This is a genomic window from Spiroplasma endosymbiont of Crioceris asparagi (assembly GCF_964020035.1).
Taxonomy (GTDB): domain Bacteria; phylum Bacillota_I; class Bacilli_A; order Mycoplasmatales; family Mycoplasmataceae; genus TIUS-1.
Genome location: NZ_OZ026475.1, coordinates 346492 through 366460, shown reverse-complemented (window position 1 = coordinate 366460; position 19969 = coordinate 346492). Strand labels below are relative to the sequence as shown.

Below are 19969 nucleotides of genomic sequence, written 5' to 3'. Positions count from 1 at the left end.
TTAACCTACCTTTATAATGGCTTCACCATCTTCAAAAACTAATTTAATCTCTTTTTCATTATAAACTTTTTCCACTGAATCAATAATTTCATTTTTTAAATTCATAACAATTGCATAACCTCTTTTTAATGGTTCTTTTGGATTTAACAATTCTAGTTTCGAATTAAATAAATTTAATTCTTCTTTGTATTGATTAACTTTATTTTCTAATTCAGAATTTAATTCATCAATTTGATTTAAAAGCTCGTGTTTTTCAAAATCCACAATTCGTACAAGGTCATTTGCCAAGCTTCCATGTAAGTTGTTCAAAATCATAATTAAGTTATCATCTGTTAGTTCAGTTGCAGCAATTGCTGCCCCTGTTGGGGTTGATGCTCTTAAATCTGCAACTGAATCAATTATTGTATTGTCATTTTCATGCCCCACGCATGAAATAATGGGTATTTTAGAAGCAAAAACTGCTTCTACTACATTGTCTTCATTAAACGCCCAAAGATCTTCATAACTACCCCCACCACGACCAACTAAAATAATATCTAGCTTAGGTGAAAATTGATTTGCTTCTTGAATTCTTTTACTAATTTCTGTGCTTGCATTTTCGCCTTGAACCATACAAGGAAATAAAAAGATATTAATTCCTTTTCTTCGGTTGTGAATATTTCTAATAATGTCTTTTATTGCGTCCCCAGTTTCAGCTGTAATAACACCAATATTTTTTGCAAACTTCGGAATTGGTTTTTTGTTGTTTAAATCAAAATAACCTCTTTTTTCATATGCTTGCATTTTTTCATCATATAAAACTTGTCATCCACCTTTTCCTTCTAAAATTACATTAGAAACAGTAAAGGTAATTTTATTTTGTGGGTGATAAAAGCCTATTTTTCCAGAAGCTATAATTTCATCGCCTTCTTTAGGTTTTAGTGCTTTAAACATTGCTGAATTTGATTTTCAAATAGCACATGAAATAACAGATTCATTATCTTTTAAAGAAAAATAAATATGTCCTGATTTAGAAAAAGTTAAATTACTAATTTCTCCTTTAACATTTATATTTTTTAATTCATAAATTGATTCGATTTTTTGTTTTAAAATTCGACTCAATTCTAAGACTGTTATAAATTCATTGTTCATATGATCTCCTAAATAGTATATCTACTATTTTTTTTCATCTAGAATAGCATTGATAAATTTTGGATCAGTTGTAGGAATATATTTTCTTAAAATATCCATTGATTTATCGATAACAATTGCTTTTGAAACATTCAAATAATTAATTTCAAAATAACCATTTACCAATATAGCTCTAGCAACTGGGGCTAAACGCTCTCAACTTCATGATTTATTTAACTTACTACTTAAGTGACTTTCAATTTTTTCTAATTCATTAATCAAATCTAACATATTAAGATTATCTTTTTCATTAAAAAAATCTACTTGAAAATTATCAAGCACTTCCTGTTTTAAGGTATTTTTATTTAATTCTAAAAGATAGTATCTATATAATAATTGAACTACACCTTCTCTAACTTCAATTTTACTGGCCATAGTTTTCCTTTTTTGTTTTTAATAAAAATTTAATAAAATGCTGTTTGGAGTTTGTGAATCATCATCAACAAATTTATCATCATTCAAATGATCATTTATGTCATCTTTTAATAATAATGAATAATGTCATTTATGAATAGTGGCATTTTTAAGACTTGGTTTTGAACCGTTTGTAAGTTTTGTGACAAAACTTATTGCTTGTGATTGTTCATCACCTTGTTCAAAACCCCTACCATTATAATTTGTTAAATAATCTTCTATAGAAGAAGTGTTTTTAATTGATCCAAAATAATTAACAGGTGAATTTACAATTTGAGGAGTTGTTCCATTATTAAATAATTCATTTTTTATTGCACTATAAATTTTAGTTCTAATATCTTCATAAACTAATCTACAAAGATCTTCTTTTGTTTGATCATCACCTAGTCCATTTTTTTCAATATAATCATTTAAATAAATTTTTGATGTATCTATATTTACAACAAAGTTTTTATTTTTATTTACTAAATAAGTTATATAGTCCATGCCATGATTGTTATCATCAAAATTTTTAATTGCAAAATAACTAACCTTGTTTTTTTGCGCATCTATGTTTAATTGCATTTTACTAGTTGAAGTTTTTCCATCAGAAATATCAAATCAAATAACTTTTCTATCTAATAAATGTTCAACACCTTCTATGTTATAACCCATCACATCTTCTTTGTTTTTATAAAATCTAAATTTTGTATTGTCATTTTCCAAAAATTTATTTAAATTAACTTTGCTATTTTGATCATTAATTGCTACATTAATATTCATTTTAATAAAATCTATTATATTGTTTTTGCTTGGTTTTGCAGAAAAATCGCTTGAATCAATTTCATTAGCATAAAAAGTAACCATGTTACCCAGTTGATCATTTCAGGCTCTTGATATTGATTTTAAGTCTTTTGCATCAAAAGAATAAGAATATGGACGAACACAAGAAATGATAGCAGCTGTACTCATTCCGCCAATTGCTGTTATAGATAATAATTTGAATAATTTTTTCATGTTGTCTTTTCCTTATAAAATTATAACTTATTATTTTTTAATAGTAAATTTATTTCTTCTTTGTATGGAGCCTTAGTTTTATTCTCAATTCACGGTGTCTCTAAAATGAAAGGTATGTTATTTAGTTTATCATGATGCAAAATTTTTGCTAAAGCATCTAAACCAATTAAACCTTTGCCAATATTCTCATGACGATCCTTATGTGAACCTATACCATTTTTTGAATCATTTAAATGCACAACTTGTAGTTTATCTAAACCAATTTTTTCATTAAATTCATCAAGTATTGTTTCAAAATTATTTTTTATATCATAACCCGCATCATTTAAATGGCAAGTATCAAAACACACACCAACTCTTGATTGATCATTTACCTTGTCAATAACATATTTCATTTGATCAAAGTTGATACAAATTTCACTGCCCTTTCCACTCATGGTTTCTAAAGCAATAATTACATCAATACCTTTAGTTTGCTCAAGAGCAAGATTTAAACCTTTAACTAAAGAATCAAGTGATTTTGATATTTCACCACCAACACTAGCCCCAGGATGTAATACTAATTTTCTAATCCCAATTTGTCCCACTCGTTGAATTTCACTTATTAATGCTTCAACACTAAAATTAAATGTTTGTTCTTTGATTGTGTTTCCTAAATTAATTATGTAAGGAGCGTGAACTACCAAATTTTTAATATCAATATTTGCTTCAATTAATTTTTGTTTAAATTCAACAACATTTAATTTTTCAATTGCTGTTCGTCGAAAGTTTTGTGGAGGTCCTGTGTAAATCATGAATGTATTCGCACCATAACTCAAAGCTTCTTCTAAAGAGCCAATTAAATATTTATTTGTTGAAGTCATAGACACATGTGATCCTAGTAAAACTTTTTTTATCATTCTTTTGCCTTCTCAATATCTTTGGTAATTTTAGCTTTAACCTCTTCTAAATTTTTAGCTTTAATATTCATGCTAATAAATTTTCGAGGAACAACTTTAATTGTTTCTCCATAAACATCTTGAGAAAAATTCATAATATATGTTTCAAACATAATTTGTTGATTTTGATTTTTTCAATAACAACTATAACCAATATACTTTTGACCATTATAATAAACATCAGATTTAAATGATGCACATTGTAATGGTAATTCTTCTTTTATTAAAAAATTAATTGTTGGATAACCAATTGTTTTGCCAATTTGTAAACCTCTAACTACAACATCTTCAATAGCAAAATATTCACCTATTAATTCTACGTATTCATCAAATTTATTTTCTAGCAATAATTTATTCTTGTCCATTTAACTCACCCAATCTTTTTTTTAATAAAATTTTATCTAATTCTAATTCAAGAATATTCATTTTAATATTATTTAATTTTCCTTGATAATATTCAGTTTGACCTCTTCTTGTTAAAATCATTCCAAAAATTATTCAACCAAAAATGGGAAATAAAAATCATCAATACAAACCCTTACGTTTACGTTGCTCTTCTTTTTTTTCATCTTGATTTGCTTGTGTTAATTTTTTTTCAACTTCTGACAGTTGCAATTTAACTTCTTCAAAATTTAATGTGTGAATATTTTTTATCATATAAAACCTTTTTATAAAATTATTGTATATTATATATGTATAAAAAATAAAGGAGTATTAATGTATTTAGGAAATTTTATTGCCTCAGTTATTGGTTATTGCATTGGAAGTTTATTGTTTGGAAAAATTATAGTTTATTTAAAAACAAGCAAAAATCTTGAAGATTATGGTAGTGGTAATTTAGGAGCAACCAACGCTTCTCGTGTTATTGGTAAGTGATGAGGATTTGGAGTTTTCTTATTGGATTATTCTAAAATATTTGTTACAGCATTTATTGCATTGGGGTTTTCTTTAATTAACTCACCATTGTTTTATGGAACAAGTGTTATTATTCCCTGTGTATTTTGCTTTATTGGTCATATCTATCCGATCTTTAATAAATTTAAAGGTGGTAAAGGAGTATCTTCTTTTTCTGCATTATTATTTATTGTAAATTGATATTTTTCATTCTTATTTATTATAATTTGATGAATATTAACACTAACAATTAATAAAATAAGTTTTTCAGGAATTGCAAGTGTAATTATATTAGCTATATTAATTTGAATACCAATCTTAAATGGTTTTGCAAACGTTGATAGTAATTTAATTTGAAAATTTAATTCTAAAGCTGCTAACCTAGCTGCTTATTTTGAAAAAGATTTTGTCACTAATATATTTAATCATATAAGAATTAAACATTTTTTAAATATAAATAATGATTTTCAATTAGATAGTTATATTTTAAATAACATTTTAATAACATTGTGTGGTTTAGTTGTCATTGTTAAACATAAAACAAACATTAAAAGATTATTAAATGGTACAGAACCATCTTGATTAACTTGAAGACAAAAAATGAAAGAAAAAAAATTGGATAAGTAATCCAATTTTATTTTGCTTTTTTGAAAGCATTCATTGTTCTTTTAATATCTACTTCTGAAGGTTTTCTTCCCATACTTAGATACATTGCTCTAATTTGGTTTTCAGTTATTGGTGGATTTTCTTTAATTTGTTTAGTGATCATTTTTCTTGTAATAAAAAATCCTATAATTCCACCTAATATTAATAATAAAATCCCAAGGATTAAAACTGCTCATCATTCCATTATTTATTCCCCCTCAATTTCTCAATTATTTCTTTTGAAATTGTTTCTGCATTAAAACCTATATGTTTTAGTATATCTCCAAATGGCGCAGAAAAACCAAATTTATTTCATCCAAATGATTTACCATTTCTAAAAGAATATTTTTCCCAACCAAATGTTGTACCTAATTCAATTGTAAAAATATTTGAATTTTTGTCAATAATTGCATCTTTATAACCTAAAGATTGTTCTTCATAATTTTCAACACAGGGCATTGAAACCACTTTAGCGTTAATGTTTTCATTATTTAACTTATTTTTTACATCTAGCGCTAATTTAACTTCACTACCGGTAGCAATAATTGTTACATTAGAATTTTTATCTTCTGAAATAATATATGCTCCCTTTTTTACATCTTTAATGAAATCTTTACCATGATTTAATTCTTCTAAATTTTGTCTTGTACAAACAATTACTGATGGACCATTTTTGTATTCAAGTGCAGCAATATATGCAGCAATAGTTTCATGCATATCAGCTGGTCTAAAGACTTTTAAATTTGGAATTGCTCTTAGCATTGCTAACTGTTCAATTGGTTGATGAGTTGGGCCATCTTCTCCAACACCAATTGAATCATGAGTAAATACATATAAAGTTTGAATTTGTTGAAGTGCTGATAAACGAATGGCTGGTTTCATATAATCTGAAAATACAAAGAAACCAGCAGCGAATGGTAATAGTCCACCATGCAATGCAACACCATTATTGATTGATGCCATCGCAAATTCTCTAACACCGTACATAATATTTCTTCCAGATCTGTTATCTATATCAAAATTACCATCTGGTCCTTTAATTTTAGTTGATTCACATAAATCTGCACTTCCACCAATCATTGGTAGTTTGGCAGTTAAATAGTTCATTACATTTCCAGAAGAAACTCTTGTTGCTTGAGTTTCACCTTTAATAAGTTTCATAATATCTTTTTTATCAACGTCTCATTTTTGATTAAAATTATTTGTAATCTCATTTTTGATTTTTTCATCCAATGAATTAAATTGTTTATGTCATTCTAAATATTTAACTTCTTTTTCGTTCATAATTTGTGAATAAGAATTATAAACATCTTTTTCAATTTCAAATTCAGCATTTGTTCAATTTAGATTTTTTTTAACTGTTTCAATATCTTTTCCTAAAGGTGCACCATGAACCTTAGTTGTACCCTCGTTAGTGGCTCCAGCGCCAATAACTGTCTTAACTTCAATATATGTTGGTTTATTTGCAAGTTTAGCCTCACCTATCGCTTTACTAATTGCTTTTCAATCATCGCCATTTTTAACAAGAATTGTATTTCAATTAGATGCTTCAAATCTTTTATGTAAATCTTCTGTTTGAACATCTTTAACTGGTGAATCTAATTGAATGTTGTTTGAATCATGCAATAAAATTAATTTATTAAGTTTTTGTCTTCCAGCAAAAGAAATTGCCTCATAAGATAAACCTTCTTGTAAATCACCATCACCACAAAGAACATATGTGTAATGATCAATTATTTTATTGTATTTGCTAGAAAGATGAGCTTCAGCAACAGCCATTCCTACACCCATTCCAATTCCTTGACCTAAAGGACCTGTTGTACACTCAACTCCATCTGTGTGTTTATACTCGGGATGACCAGGAGTTTTAGAATTCAATTGTCTAAAATTTTTAAGATCTTCAATACTAATATTAAAACCACTCAAATGAAGCGTTGAATATAATAAAGCACTCCCGTGTCCTGCAGATAAAACAAATCTATCTCGATTAATTCATTTACTATTTTTAGGTGTAATGTTTAAGTGATCTTTTAAAAGTGCATAAATAATTGGTGCAGCTCCCAATACAATTCCAGGGTGACCTGAGTTTGCCTTGTTTATTGCATCAATTCCTAAAATTTTTAAAGCTGTTATATTTTTTAAATCCATATTTTTTTCTCCACTATTATTTTAATTAAAAAAAGAATTAATCTTTAAATTTAATTCTTTTTAATTCATTCTCAAAATTTTCTTTAAAATTTTTAATAAATTCTTTTCTTAAATTATCTCTTTCTGCAATTTCTTCTTTGGTTAATTCTCTTTGTTTTGCAATTAAAACAAGTTCATTAATTCTTTCAATAATTTTATCCATATTTATGACCTTTTATTTATTTATAGCATATTAATTTATTACTTACAATAACAAGATATAACTATAATATTTCATATGATTCTGTTAGTTCTGAATCAGTATAAAAACCTTCATGAATAATATTTTTTTGTTCAAGTTTTTTTAAAATTTTATTTTCTAAAAATTTTATAAATTTATTTTCATCTTCACTACGTTTTAGTGGTGTAACTAAAATACTTTTTATATGACATCTATTGGCAAAAAATATATCAGTGATTAATTGATCACCAATAAAAATCATTTCATCTCTATTAAAATTAAAAAGATTATCAATTATTTTCATTTTTCCAATTAATGGCTTTCGACAATCTCAAAAATAATTATCAATTCCTGCTTTTTTGGCAAAGTTTTCTACTCTACTTTTTATGTTATTAGAAAACAATACAAATTCAATTCCCATTTTTTTTACGTTATTTATAAAGTTAACAACATCAATTGATGGAAGACGTTCACCAAAAGAAATTAGTGTGTTATCCATGTCACACAAAATTAATTTTATTCCATTATTTTTCAAAGAGTTTAAGTTTATACTTTTATAGTTTTGGATATATATGGATGGCTTAAAGTAGTTCAAAAAAAGAATGTTTTTTTCTTTTTTAATTTTTCTTTTTTTCATCACATCACCTTTATCTTTAATTTAATTATACAAACTATTAATATAATTTATTCCCTTATTTGTAAGTTTTCTTCCCTTACTAGTTCGAATTATGAAATTTTCTTTTAATAAAAATGGTTCGATATTATTTAAAATAGTATTTTTAGGAATGTTTAAAATTTGAGATAAAGATTCTAGACCTAGACTTGTAAAATCAACCAATGTTTTTAAATATTTTATATCATCTCGAGTCAACCCTAAGTTAAATATTCCAATTTTGTTCATTATGTTTTGAATATCTTTTTCTCTTTCATTTAGAATCATAAAATAATCGTTAATTCTTTTTAATAAATTTATTGCAATTCTTGGATTAGTTTTACAGTTAAGAGAAATCGCTGTAATTCATTCTTGTTTTAATTCTAAGCCTAATTTATTTGCAGTTAGTTCAACAATCTTTTGTATATCATCAACACTATATTCATCAAAAGAATAACTAATTGAAAACCTACTCATTAATGGATGAGGAATTTTATGTAACTCAGTAGTTGCTGCTATTAAAGTAAAATTAGGTATTTTAATATTAATAACCTTCGAATTATATTCTTTACCAATTACAAGACTGATTCTATTATCATCAATAGCAGGATAAAGCGTTTCTAATACATCTTGTTCTACTGCATGAATTTCATCGATAAATACAATTTCTTTTTCTTTTAAATTTGCTAAAACACTAATAAGATCAGAAGTCTTTTTTAAATTTGGGCCATTCAAAAAAATTACTTTTGATGCTAATTCAATTCCAATCAAAAATGCTAATGAAGTTTTACCACATCCAGGAGCGCCATAAAACAATATATGATCTAAGCTTTCCCCCCTTCTTAATGATGCTTGAATATAAATGTTTAAAGAGTTAATAATGTTTTTTTGACCAATATATTCTGCAAAAGCTTTAGGTCTAAAATAATTATTGTTCATAAGTATTTAATTTGTTAATAATTAATTTTAAATATTCTTCACTATTAACTGTTTTTTTAGTGTTGGTAACTGCAGAATATATATCATTTGTGTTAAAACCCATTTTTATTAAAGAATTAATAATATTCTTTTGAAACGGAGTTGTTTTTTTAATTTCTAAATCCTTACCTAAATTATAAAAAATAGTTTTTACAATATTAAGATTTAAAAATTTTAAATTAACTATTGGTTCAATATTTCCAATTTTTACAAACTCAATTATTTCTTTATAAGAATAATTAGTTAAAAGTTCATTAATCATTTTTGGTCCAACACCCTTCGTGTCCATAACTATTTGAATAAATTTAATACAGTTTTTGTCCAAACTAAAATACAAAATTTGTTTAAATTCATTAATGTATTGATATACATAAAATTGATATTCAATATTTTTATTAACTGATATTTTGTCATAACATCTTGCTTCATATCCAATGTTATTGTTTTCAACTATAATTCTATTGTTTATTTTTTCAATAATTTTTCCTTTTAAAAAGTACATATTTCGCCTCAATATATACATCGTTAAGTTGTTTATTAATTTGAAAAAAAAAAAAAAAATAGTTTAAACTATTTTTCTAATGCGTCTTTTAAATTTTTTGAAGCTTTAAATTTAACTACTGAAGTAGTTGGAATATAAATTTCAGTTCCTGTTGCCAAGTTAACTGATTGGTGAGCTTTAATAACTGTAATTTTAAATGACCCAAACCCTGCAATATTAACTTCATTTCCATTAATTAATGCTAATTTAATTTCTGCAAATAATAAGTTAATAATTTTAGAAATTAATTTGTGATCTTCTACACCCATTGCTCTTGCAGCTCTTTCAGCAATTTCAAGTTTTTTAATAGAAACTCCAAAGTTATCATCATAAATTCTTTTCATTCTTGAATCTTCTGAAGTACCAAATTTAATTAATCTTTCATCTCTAACTTTTTTTGCTTTAGCTCTTGTTAATGGTGTTCTGTCAATTGCATATCTTTCTTTAATTGAGTCAACATCGTTTTCACCAGCCATGTTAATTACTTCGCTAATTCTTTCTTTGTTTTCAATTGATTTTTTTACACCTTCAGGTAATGAATCTCTAGAAGCTTCACCTTTTTTGATAGCACCCATTTGTCTTGATTGAATAATTCTTTGTTGCTTTTGATTGAATTCTTCTAAAATTTTTGGTCTTTCAGCAAAACTTCCTGATTTAGCTTTTGGGGCAATTCCGTCACTTACAAGTCCTTGCATTGGTTTTGTTTTTTTTGCCATTATATTTTTCTCCTGGTTTAATTGTTTAATTAATAATATTATATATAAAAGTAACTATATTTAATATAAAAAAAAGATTATTTTAAAAAATAATCTCCATTATTTATGTTTTTTGTTCATTTTTTGTTTGTAGATTTTTTTTTCTTTTTTGCTTAAAAAGTATTCTCTTTTTCTTGCTTCAGCTTTATTTTGAGAAGCAACTTTTTGAAACCTTTTTAATGCTTTTTCAATAGATTCGCCTTCGTGCACAATGATATTTGCCATTTATCTCACATCCTTTTCTTAATTGTTAATTGATTCTTTAACTCTTGCAGAAGCTTTAAATTTAACTACTTGAGTTGCTGGAATGATCAATCTTTCACCAGTAGATGGATTAAATCCTTCTCTTTCAGCTTTATCAATAATTAAAAAGTTCCCAAAGTCATTTAGTCAAACTTGCTCGTCATTAACTAAACTTAATCTAATTTCTTCAAACATCAATGTTACGAATGTTTTAGCTCTAGTTTTTGGCATATTAAATTTTGCCGCAACTATTTCAGTTAACTCAATTTTACCAATACGTTTTAAACCTTCTTTTGTAATTGGTTTCTTTTTAAAGTCCCATCTTACATTTGTTGCAACTGCTGCTTCAACTGGTTCTTGTTCGATACTTGGTTCTGGATTAGCTATTGGTTTTTGGATTTGCGGTGCTTCAGTTTGTTTGATCATTGAAACTGCTGCGCCTTTTCCTGCGACCAAGTTATAAATTTTCATTAATCCATATCTTTTTCTTTGAATTTGAGCTTCTACTTCATCGATATAAGTTACATGTTTAATAAAGTAGTTCATTTCAAATAGATGTTTTTCTAACATCGCATTTTTTTCTCTTAAAGCAACTTCTAAATATCTTAAAAGCACTTCTTTATTTGTTTGGATAAGTGCTTTTAAATCTGCTGAGAATAAATTCTCATTAATGTTTTGTTGAACTTGATCTGATAACACATCAATTTCAACAATAATTTTTTCATTTATTAAACTATTCATTTTTTAATCTACCTTTGTATATTTACGTTATTTATTATATATATAAATGTTCATTCTTGCAAAAAAATATTATTCTTTAAAAACTTTTTCTAAAGAATCTACCTCTTTTGACTCAATTTTTGCTTTCATAACTTCTTCGTCATGTTTAAGAGCTTCTAATTCATAGTCCATCGCAACTTTTTGATGTTCTTTATAACGAGATAAAAGTTCTGTTATTGAAGCCAATATTGCTAAAATAAATGTTACCACAATCGCCAAACTTCACTTAACTCAAAAATTATTTGCAAACCCATTTATATTAATAATAAAAAGCAATGAAATAATTAATGATATTGTCACACAAAGTAAAAAACTAGAAAATCAAATTCAATCTTTTTTGTCATATTTATAACCAGTTTTTTTAGTAATTTTAATTTTTAAATAAATAAAAATTCCTAAAAATAATAATTGAAAGCTAAAAATTAATCACGTAATTTTTTTGTATAAAGTTTCACTTGAAAAAAAATCCTTTTTTAAATAAAGGTATGGCATTAATGCAAGGATAATTGCTAAAAAGCAAAAAATTGTAAAAAAGTATTTAATATAAAAATAAGTTTTAGGGTGTAATAATTTATTTTTCAAAAGCAATTTCTCCATTTACAATTGTCATATAGATGTTATTGTTTTCATCAAGAATTGTCAAATCCGCATATTTATTTTCAGCAATACTTCCCGTTTTATCAAAAATACCAATTTCTTTTGCAAAATTTATTGATGTCATTTTAATTAATTCTCTTAAATCCAAACCATCAATAGTTTTTATGAAAGTTCTTACATTGTGGTCATATGTTGCAGCAGATCCAGCTAAACTCCCTGCCCCACCAGCTAAATTAACTTGCATACCTTTTTTAACAACATCTAAGTTTCCCAATTTATAATTTCCATCTGGTAATCCCTTTGCACTCATTGCATCAGTGATAATAACTAAATTATCAGCCCCTAGTGCATGATATGCTAATTGCATTGTTTCTTTCTGTACATGAATTCCATCAGTAATTAGCTCTGTTACCATTCCTTTTTGTTGCAATAAAGAAGTAACTAATCCAGCATTACGGTGATCAACGCCATTCATGGCATTGAATAAGTGAGTAATGTGTCTAATTCCATCAGCATAGTGTTTGTTTCAATCAACCGCATACAAGTTAGTATGTCCACATGATGGAATAATATTGTTTTTTATTAAAAATTTTGTAAACTCACCATCTTGTAATTCAGGAGCATAAGTAATAACCTTAATATTGTTTCCAGATAGTTTAAGATATTTTTCCATATCTTTGATTGATGGTTTTCTTAATAAACTAACTTCATGAGCACCCTTTTTAATTTCATTAATAAAAGGACCTTCCATATTAATTCCTAAACATTTTGCAGATTTTTGTTGTTGATTTTGCAAAAATTCATTAAATAATGGAAATAGTTTGACACAATTTTCATCGCTCATAGCAACAGTTGCTAACAAATAAGATGTAATCCCTTCTTTGGCAACATTTTTTGCAAACTCTTGATATTTATTTATATTTGCTGATTCAAAAGTTATTCCATAACCACCATGCACATGGCAATCAATAAATCCTGGAAGCACAGTTTTGTTTTTTAAATCAATTTCGTTATCACCACTAATTTTTGTATCAGAAATTTTAATAATTTTTTGATCTTTAATTTCTAAATATCCATTATTAATAATTTTGTCTTCTAAAACAATTTTGCAATTTTTAAGTATCATATTTAATTTCCTTATCCTTAATATTATATTTCAATTATAGCAACTTATCTAAAAGAGTTGTTAATCTTGGTTTTTGTTCTTTACCTGATGCTTGAATTATATCTTTTTTATTTCCATAAATTATAAGTTGATGTTTAGCTCTTGTAATTGCAGTATATAAAAGATTTTTGTTTAAAAATCATTTGTTTTTATTATTCGTATGATCAACAACAAATAAAACTTTTTTAAATTCACTTCCTTGAACTTTGTGTACAGTTGTTCCATAATTTAAAGCAAATTTTGTTAAATTAGCACCTTCAATTGTTAACTCATTGTTATTTGTAACAACCTTTAAATGTTTATTTGTTTTCTCGTTTGAAAGATCTGTAACAATTCCAATGTCACCATTATAAAAATCATCAATACTATTGTTTTCTAAAAAAATAATTTTGTCATTTAAGTAATATGTGTTTTGACCAATAGTTAGTTTTTTGGTTTTATTCTTAATAATTTTAGTTTGAATATAACCATTAATTTCACGAATTCCAAACATCCCATTCTTCATTGGGGTAATTAATTGACAATTATTGATCAAATCATCAATATTATCACTAAATGATTTTTCATATTCTTGAACAATATGATCATAAATTTTTTCATCACTAACTTCTTGTGGATTAATAAATTTTAAACTATCAGAGTCTGTGAAGTCACCTTCAGTTAATTCATTATTTAAAACTTTAACAGCAAATTCATTAATATCTTTTATTTTAATTCGATTATTAATTTTTAAAATTGTTTTAGGAATTTGTGCAAATTTCATTAAATCTTTAAAAACATCACCATAACCAATGCTAGGCAACTGATTATAATCTCCAATTAATACGACTTTAGTTGTTTCATCTAATGCAGAAAATAAAGCAGAAAAAAGTTGTTGGTCAACCATTCCTGATTCATCGACAATAACCATATTAATCTTATGTTTATTAAAAGCATTTTTTTCAAAATTACCACGACCTTTATATTCTAAAAATTTATGAATTGTCGATGTTTTAATTTGTGAAAACTCTTTAATTCTTGAAGCCGCTCTTCCGGTTGGAGTTAAAACAATATATTTACCATTTTTTGAAATTTCTTTATAAGCATTAACAATAAAATCAATTAAAGTTGTTTTTCCAGTCCCAGGACCACCAGATACTAGTGATATGGGGTAATCGATAAAATTTTTAATTACTTCTCTTTGTTCTTGATTCAATTCAATATTATTTTTAGCTTTCATTTTATCTAAAAATTTTTCTAGATTTAGTGGAGTTTCTTTTTTGTGAAGAATTAAATTTTTAATAAAGTTGGCAATATTTTCTTCTTCACTTCAAGATTCAATTGTATAAATTTGTCGTTTATTAAAAACTAAGATTTTGTTTTGTTTTGCATAAACTAAATGTTCATAAAAAGAGTTTGTTTGAACTTCGGGAATAATTTTTTTCACCCCATCAAATATTACATCTGGATTAGCATACGTATTACCACTATTAAATAAAATATTAGTTAATACATTTCAAGACAATCATGAAATACGAATATCTGATATTTCCTTGTTAAAAAAGCAATAAACTTTATCTATATCTTCAAAATTAAATTTTTTCATAGGAACAATAAACTTATAAAGATCGCCAGTTAAAATTTTTAAAACTTCTTCTTCAACACCAAAATTAGTTTTTAATGTTGCCAAAATTTCAAAGTTTAATTGATTTTCAATAAATTTATTTGCCAAATCATCAACATTAAAATATTTATTAATTACATCTAAAACTAATGCTAATTTATCTTTTTTTAAAAATGAGGCATTTTTTTTAAATTCATCTTGATTATTTTTAATAAACATAATGGGATTTTTATCAATTTTAGAAAGTTTAATAGCATCGTTGTAAGTAATATAAGGAAATAAACTAGAACTAAAAACTTGTAAATATTGATCACCCTCAAATTGCAATGCTTTTTTAATATAATTAACTTTTAAAATCATTTTGTTATCATAAGAATTTTGTAATTCCCCTTCAATTTCATATTGAAAATTAGGTACAAATTCGATATTACCATTGTATTTACATCTTATGTATTGTCGCCTTTTACCAATGACACTAAATTCAAACTCAATTAAATCAGTTCTTGTATAAATAACTCTTTTAACTTTTCCAACAAACTTCATTTTAACCAAAAAAAACTTTAACTATTTTACTAGTTAAAGTTTAATCTAAAATATCATCTAAATCAATTTTTAAATCTGCAGTTTTTAATTCATCAATATCTTTTTCATCATCTTCTAAAGCATCAAAATCATTGTCGAAAATGTTTGAGAAATCAGCTTGACCAAAATTAGCAGTTAATCCTTTATTTACATTTGGGTTTGAAGGTTTATCACCATTAACTACAACAAATGATTTTTGTAAAATGGCATTTAAAATACTTCCCGCTTTTAATTCAACTGTTTTAGTACCTAAATCAGTCATTCTTAATGAACGAACATTAAATGAATTTATTTCATCATCTGTGTTTAAAACATCAATAATGTCTTTTTCAATAACATTAAACATAGCAATAGCACTTTCAGGTTTACCAGTTTTCTTAAATTGGTACACTCTAACTCCACGTTTTGGACGTGCCATTATTGGAATTGCATCTTGAGAAATCTTTTTATAATTTCCTTTATCTGTAATTAAGAATAAGGCAGCATTTTCTTCAAATACTTTTCCTCCAATAATATCTTCTTTAACAGCGGTTCCTTTAACACCTTTAGCATTAGTCCCAGCCACGGGAATATCTCAAATACTATATCTTACAGCAAATCCTGATTTTGTTAAAACTAAAACATATTTAGTTTTTGAAGTTACAAGTGAAGCAGAAACAACTTCATCACCTGTTCCTAGATTCATAATTTTAATTGCACGGTTAAATGATTTTGTTTCTAAGTCTTCAATCATTGTTCTTTTGATCATTCCATTTTTTGTACACAATAAAATTTCTTGTTGTGCATTTTCAAATGATTTAAGTGCAAAGACACCAACAATTTTATTTTCTCCATCAAATGGAGCAACTTTGTTAATGTGCATTCCAATATCTTTTCATTTTGAAGGTGTAATTTTATAAACTGGCATCATATAATATGTTCCATTTGAACAAACTAAAATCAAATTGTCTAATGAACTTAATTCCACTGTTGAAATTCACATATCATATGGTTTTCTACCAAAATCTTTTGCAGATAATTGTGTTTGCTCAACATATTTTTTTTCCAAAGCTTTTAAATATCCATCTTTAGAAATTCAGATTTTGTAATCTTTTTCTACAATTGTATCTTTATAGTTAACTTCAATATTTTCAACAACTGCTTCAATTTGAGTTCTTCGAGGAATACCATATTCTGCTTTAATATTAGTTAATAAATCAATTAATTCTTTATCTAAAACACTTTCATCGTTGATGATTTTTTTGTATTTTTTAATTGTTTCAGACAATTCTGTTTTTTCTTCAATTAATTTTTTAACGTCAGTTGAAGTTAATCTATACAATCTTAAATCTACAATTGATGAAGCTTGTAAGTTTGAAAATTTATGTTTAGACATTAAATTTTCAATTGCGTCATTACGGTTTGTTGATTTTCTAATAATATGAATTACATCATCTAAAATATCAACTGCTTTAATTAAACCCTTAACAATTTCTAATCTTTTTTCTGCTTTTGCAAGATCAAAACGAGTTTTTTTCAAAAACACTTCTTTTAAATGTTTAATGTAAGCTTTAATAATTTCAATTGTTCCTAATAATTTAGGACGTTTATCAACAATTACAACATTGTTATAGTTATATGAAACTTGTAAAGGAGTGTTTTTTAACAATCATTTTCTGACAACATCAATGTTTGCTTTTTTACTTAACTCGATTACAATTCGTAAACCATTTCGATCTGTTTCATCACGAATATCTTTAATTTCCATTTGCGGATTATTATCAATTGCTTCCCCGATTTTTCTTACTAAATCTTGTTTTACAATTTCGTATGGAATTTCATCAATAATAATATTTTGGTCTTCAATATGAATTTTTGATTGTAAAATAATTTTTCCACGACCAGTTTTTAAAGATTCAAGAATTGCTGCTTTTCCCATCGCAACTCCCCCTGTTGGGAAATCTGGACCTTTAATGATTTTTGCCAATGAATCAACTCTTGTATTGGGATTTTCAATTAATTTAATTGTTGCTTCAACAATTTCGCTAAAGTTATGTGGTGGAATATTTGTAGCATAACCAGCGGCAATTCCTGTTGAGCCATTAACTAAAATATTTGGAAAGTATGATGGTAAAACTGTTGGTTCTACTTCAGAATCATCAAAGTTTGGGGCAAATAAAACTGAATCTTTTTTCAAATCATTTAATAATAAATTAGAAACTTTTGCTAAACGTGCTTCTGTATAACGCATTGCCGCTGCACTATCACCATCAATCGAACCATTATTACCATGCATATCTACTAATGGCATATTTAATTTTCATGATTGTGACATACGCACAAGGGCTTCATAAATTGAAGTATCACCATGGGGGTGGTACTTACCAATAACTTCCCCAACTACTCTAGCTGATTTTTTATAAGCTTTATCATAAAAAAGATTAATTTCGTTCATTGTATATAAAATACGTCTTTGAACAGGTTTTAATCCATCACGAACATCAGGTAAAGCACGCTCTTGGATAATATATTTTGCATATCTTCCAAAACGATCTTCCATCAATTCATCTAAGTTATATTCAATTATTTCTTCATTAATCACAATTTCTTCTTGCTTATTTTTTTTAGCCATTTTGGTCCCCGCTTGATTTTTCATTAACAAAATCAATACTATCTTCTAAAGTAAATTTAACATTTTCTTCAATTCACTCTTTACGTTTTTCTGCTTTATCACCCATTAATGTTCTAAAGGCATTTTCTGAAAGTAATGCATCATTAATTGATACTTGGATTAATTTTCTTGTTGCAGGATCCATGGTTGTTTCTCACAATTGGTTTGCATTCATTTCCCCAAGTCCTTTATATCTTTGAATTTCAATTTTTTTATTAGGATTTGCTCTAACATAATCACTTAATTCTTGTTCAGTTCATAAATAGAAAAACTCTTTTGAACCTTGTGGAGTAATTTTAAATAATGGTGGTAAGGCAATATAAATACGTTTGTTAATGATTAAGTCTTTCATATATCTATAAAAGAATGTTAATAACAATGTTTGGATGTGCGCACCATCAGTATCGGCATCGGTCATTAATATGATTTTTCCATAATTAGAATCTTCTAGTTCGAATTCCAATCCCAGCCCTGCGCCAATAGAATTAATAATTGCATTAATTTCTTCATTTTTTAATAAATCTTGAATTTTAGTTTTTTCAGCATTAATAACTTTCCCTCTTAAAGGAAGTATTGCTTGGAAACGACGATCTCTTCCTGATTTCGCACTTCCTCCCGCTGAATCACCCTCAACTAAGAATAATTCATTTTTTAATTTATCCTTACCTTGAGCTGGGGTTAACTTCCCTAACATTCTTGAATTAGTTTTACCTTTATTTTTTTGGTCTCTAATTGCTTGACGCGCTTTTCTTGCTTCTTCTTTGGCCCTTCTTGCTAACAATGCTTTATCAACAATTTTTAAAGCTGAAGGACGATTTTCTTGTAATCAAAAATCTAATTTTTCACTAGTAATTTTTTCACAAATATATCTTGCTTCACTTGTTCCTAGTTTACCTTTAGTTTGTCCTTCATATTGAATTAATTTTTCGGGAATTTTTACAGTAATAATTGCAATAAGTCCTTCTTTTAAATCAGAAGAATCTAATCTTTTATCTTTTTCTTTTAATATTCCTTCTTTTTTTGCAAAATCATTCATTGATTTTACTAGTCCGGTTTTAAACCCTGTAATGTGAGTTCCACCATCACTTGTTTTAACATTATTAGCAAAACCTAATATATTTTCAGAATAACCTTCTGTATATGCTAAAACAATTTCAACATCAATTTCTTGTTCAGTTCCTTTAATTACAATTGGGGCAGTAACTTCTTTATCATCACCTTTTAGTTCTTTAATAAATTCAATTAAACCATTTTCAAATTGATAATCAACTTGTTTATTAGTTCTCTTATCAGTTAAGCTAATTTTTAAACCTGAATTTAACAATGCTGATTCTTTTAATCTTTCAGAAATTGTTGAGAATGAAAATTTTGTATCAGAAAAAATCTTTTTATCAGGAACAAAATTAACAACTGTTCCAGTTTTAGAAGTTGTTCCTTCTTTTTTTAAATTTTGAATTAGTTTTCCACCATTACCAAATTTAATTGTATGGATCGCACCATCACGATAAATTTTTACATCAAATTGTGATGACAATGCATTAACAACAGATGAACCAACACCATGTAGTCCTCCAGATGTTTTATAACCATCTCCACCAAATTTTCCTCCGGCATGTAAAATTGAAAAAATAACTTCGGGAGTTGATTTACCTGTTTCTTTATGTAAACCAGTTGGTACACCACGTCCATTATCTTCAACTGTAATAGAATTATTTTTTTCAATTGTTACTTTAATTTCGTCACAAAAGCCAGCTAAAGATTCATCAATTGAGTTATCCACAATTTCTCAAACCAAATGATGTAATCCACGAACATCTGTTGAACCAATATACATTCCAGGTCTTTTTCTAACCGCTTCTAGACCTTCTAAAACTTGAATCGAATCTTCACTATAACTTGATTTTTTCTTTTTAATTTCCGCCATGCGCTCCCTTATTTCTCTTAACTCGGTTTTAAAAACGTGTTTTCTTAATATATACCACATAAAAAAACCAAATA

Annotated in this window: 21 protein-coding genes; 1 reads left to right on the top strand and 20 read right to left on the bottom strand. The window is 26.4% G+C overall.

What is annotated here, in order from left to right; translation table 4 throughout:
* Genes xseA through AACL01_RS01720 form a run of 6 tightly spaced genes read right to left on the bottom strand, consistent with a single transcriptional unit; the run spans position 1 to position 4175 of the window.
* Entirely contained in the window at positions 1 to 1131 is a 1131-nt protein-coding gene (gene xseA, locus AACL01_RS01745; RefSeq protein WP_339022301.1) for an exodeoxyribonuclease VII large subunit, read from the bottom strand.
* A gap of 24 nt (positions 1132 to 1155) precedes the next feature.
* Entirely contained in the window at positions 1156 to 1545 is a 390-nt protein-coding gene (locus tag AACL01_RS01740) for a transcription antitermination factor NusB (RefSeq protein WP_339022300.1), read from the bottom strand.
* 18 nt (positions 1546 to 1563) lie between these two features.
* Positions 1564 to 2580, bottom strand: a complete 1017-nt coding sequence (locus AACL01_RS01735) for a hypothetical protein (RefSeq protein ID WP_339022298.1) — start codon at positions 2578 to 2580, stop codon at positions 1564 to 1566.
* A 20-nt stretch (positions 2581 to 2600) separates the two neighbouring features.
* Positions 2601 to 3479: a deoxyribonuclease IV gene (locus AACL01_RS01730; protein WP_339022297.1), complete on the bottom strand. Its 879-nt coding sequence runs from the start codon at positions 3477 to 3479 to the stop codon at positions 2601 to 2603.
* Positions 3473 to 3883 (bottom strand): riboflavin kinase, encoded by a 411-nt coding sequence (locus AACL01_RS01725; protein ID WP_339022295.1) that lies wholly within the window; start codon positions 3881 to 3883, stop codon positions 3473 to 3475. Before AACL01_RS01725 ends, AACL01_RS01730 begins: the two co-directional genes overlap by 7 nt.
* Positions 3870 to 4175 carry a hypothetical protein gene (locus AACL01_RS01720; RefSeq protein WP_339022294.1) on the bottom strand — a complete coding sequence of 102 codons (306 nt, stop codon included), beginning with the start codon at positions 4173 to 4175 and terminating at the stop codon, positions 3870 to 3872. The genes AACL01_RS01725 and AACL01_RS01720 overlap by 14 nt, the downstream gene beginning before the upstream one ends.
* Before the next feature lie 60 nt (positions 4176 to 4235).
* Between AACL01_RS01720 and AACL01_RS01715 the strand changes: the two genes are divergently transcribed.
* Positions 4236 to 5039 (top strand): glycerol-3-phosphate acyltransferase, encoded by an 804-nt coding sequence (locus AACL01_RS01715; RefSeq protein WP_339022292.1) that lies wholly within the window; start codon positions 4236 to 4238, stop codon positions 5037 to 5039.
* Positions 5040 to 5046: 7 nt separating this feature from the next.
* On the opposite strand, the gene AACL01_RS01710 is transcribed toward AACL01_RS01715, so the two are convergent.
* The 14 genes from AACL01_RS01710 to parE form a co-directional block, all read right to left on the bottom strand.
* On the bottom strand, positions 5047 to 5262 hold the full coding sequence (locus tag AACL01_RS01710; protein WP_339022290.1) for a YneF family protein: 216 nt from the start codon (positions 5260 to 5262) through the stop codon (positions 5047 to 5049).
* A complete protein-coding gene (locus AACL01_RS01705; protein WP_339022289.1) occupies positions 5262 to 7205 on the bottom strand; it encodes a transketolase in 1944 nt (647 codons plus the stop codon). Before AACL01_RS01705 ends, AACL01_RS01710 begins: the two co-directional genes overlap by 1 nt.
* 37 nt (positions 7206 to 7242) lie before the next feature.
* Positions 7243 to 7407, bottom strand: a complete 165-nt coding sequence (locus AACL01_RS01700; RefSeq protein WP_339022288.1) for a DUF896 domain-containing protein — start codon at positions 7405 to 7407, stop codon at positions 7243 to 7245.
* Positions 7408 to 7468: 61 nt separating this feature from the next.
* Positions 7469 to 7924 carry a YqeG family HAD IIIA-type phosphatase gene (locus AACL01_RS01695; RefSeq protein ID WP_339022287.1) on the bottom strand — a complete coding sequence of 152 codons (456 nt, stop codon included), beginning with the start codon at positions 7922 to 7924 and terminating at the stop codon, positions 7469 to 7471.
* Positions 7925 to 8083: 159 nt separating this feature from the next.
* Entirely contained in the window at positions 8084 to 9016 is a 933-nt protein-coding gene (gene ruvB / locus AACL01_RS01690; RefSeq protein WP_339022285.1) for a Holliday junction branch migration DNA helicase RuvB, read from the bottom strand.
* The gene (locus tag AACL01_RS01685) at positions 9006 to 9557 is read right to left on the bottom strand and encodes an OB-fold domain-containing protein (RefSeq protein WP_339022284.1); all 552 of its coding nucleotides are present in this window, start codon (positions 9555 to 9557) and stop codon (positions 9006 to 9008) included. Before AACL01_RS01685 ends, ruvB begins: the two co-directional genes overlap by 11 nt.
* Before the next feature lie 68 nt (positions 9558 to 9625).
* Positions 9626 to 10312 (bottom strand): HU family DNA-binding protein, encoded by a 687-nt coding sequence (locus tag AACL01_RS01680; RefSeq protein WP_339022283.1) that lies wholly within the window; start codon positions 10310 to 10312, stop codon positions 9626 to 9628.
* A gap of 99 nt (positions 10313 to 10411) precedes the next feature.
* Positions 10412 to 10576, bottom strand: coding sequence for a 30S ribosomal protein S21 (gene rpsU, locus AACL01_RS01675; RefSeq protein ID WP_339022282.1), 165 nt, complete (start codon positions 10574 to 10576; stop codon positions 10412 to 10414).
* An 18-nt stretch (positions 10577 to 10594) separates the two neighbouring features.
* Positions 10595 to 11335, bottom strand: coding sequence for an HU family DNA-binding protein (locus tag AACL01_RS01670; RefSeq protein ID WP_339022281.1), 741 nt, complete (start codon positions 11333 to 11335; stop codon positions 10595 to 10597).
* Positions 11336 to 11404: 69 nt separating this feature from the next.
* A complete protein-coding gene (locus AACL01_RS01665) occupies positions 11405 to 11956 on the bottom strand; it encodes a hypothetical protein (RefSeq protein WP_339022280.1) in 552 nt (183 codons plus the stop codon).
* Positions 11946 to 13097 carry an N-acetylglucosamine-6-phosphate deacetylase gene (nagA, locus tag AACL01_RS01660; RefSeq protein WP_339022279.1) on the bottom strand — a complete coding sequence of 384 codons (1152 nt, stop codon included), beginning with the start codon at positions 13095 to 13097 and terminating at the stop codon, positions 11946 to 11948. Before nagA ends, AACL01_RS01665 begins: the two co-directional genes overlap by 11 nt.
* Positions 13098 to 13131: 34 nt before the next feature.
* Complete coding sequence (locus tag AACL01_RS01655; protein ID WP_339022277.1) at positions 13132 to 15282, bottom strand: ATP-dependent DNA helicase; 2151 nt, start codon at positions 15280 to 15282, stop codon at positions 13132 to 13134.
* A 40-nt stretch (positions 15283 to 15322) separates the two neighbouring features.
* Entirely contained in the window at positions 15323 to 17932 is a 2610-nt protein-coding gene (gene parC / locus AACL01_RS01650; RefSeq protein WP_339023216.1) for a DNA topoisomerase IV subunit A, read from the bottom strand.
* Positions 17925 to 19895: a DNA topoisomerase IV subunit B gene (parE, locus tag AACL01_RS01645; protein ID WP_339023215.1), complete on the bottom strand. Its 1971-nt coding sequence runs from the start codon at positions 19893 to 19895 to the stop codon at positions 17925 to 17927. Before parE ends, parC begins: the two co-directional genes overlap by 8 nt.
* Between the last annotated feature and the right edge of the window lie 74 nt (positions 19896 to 19969).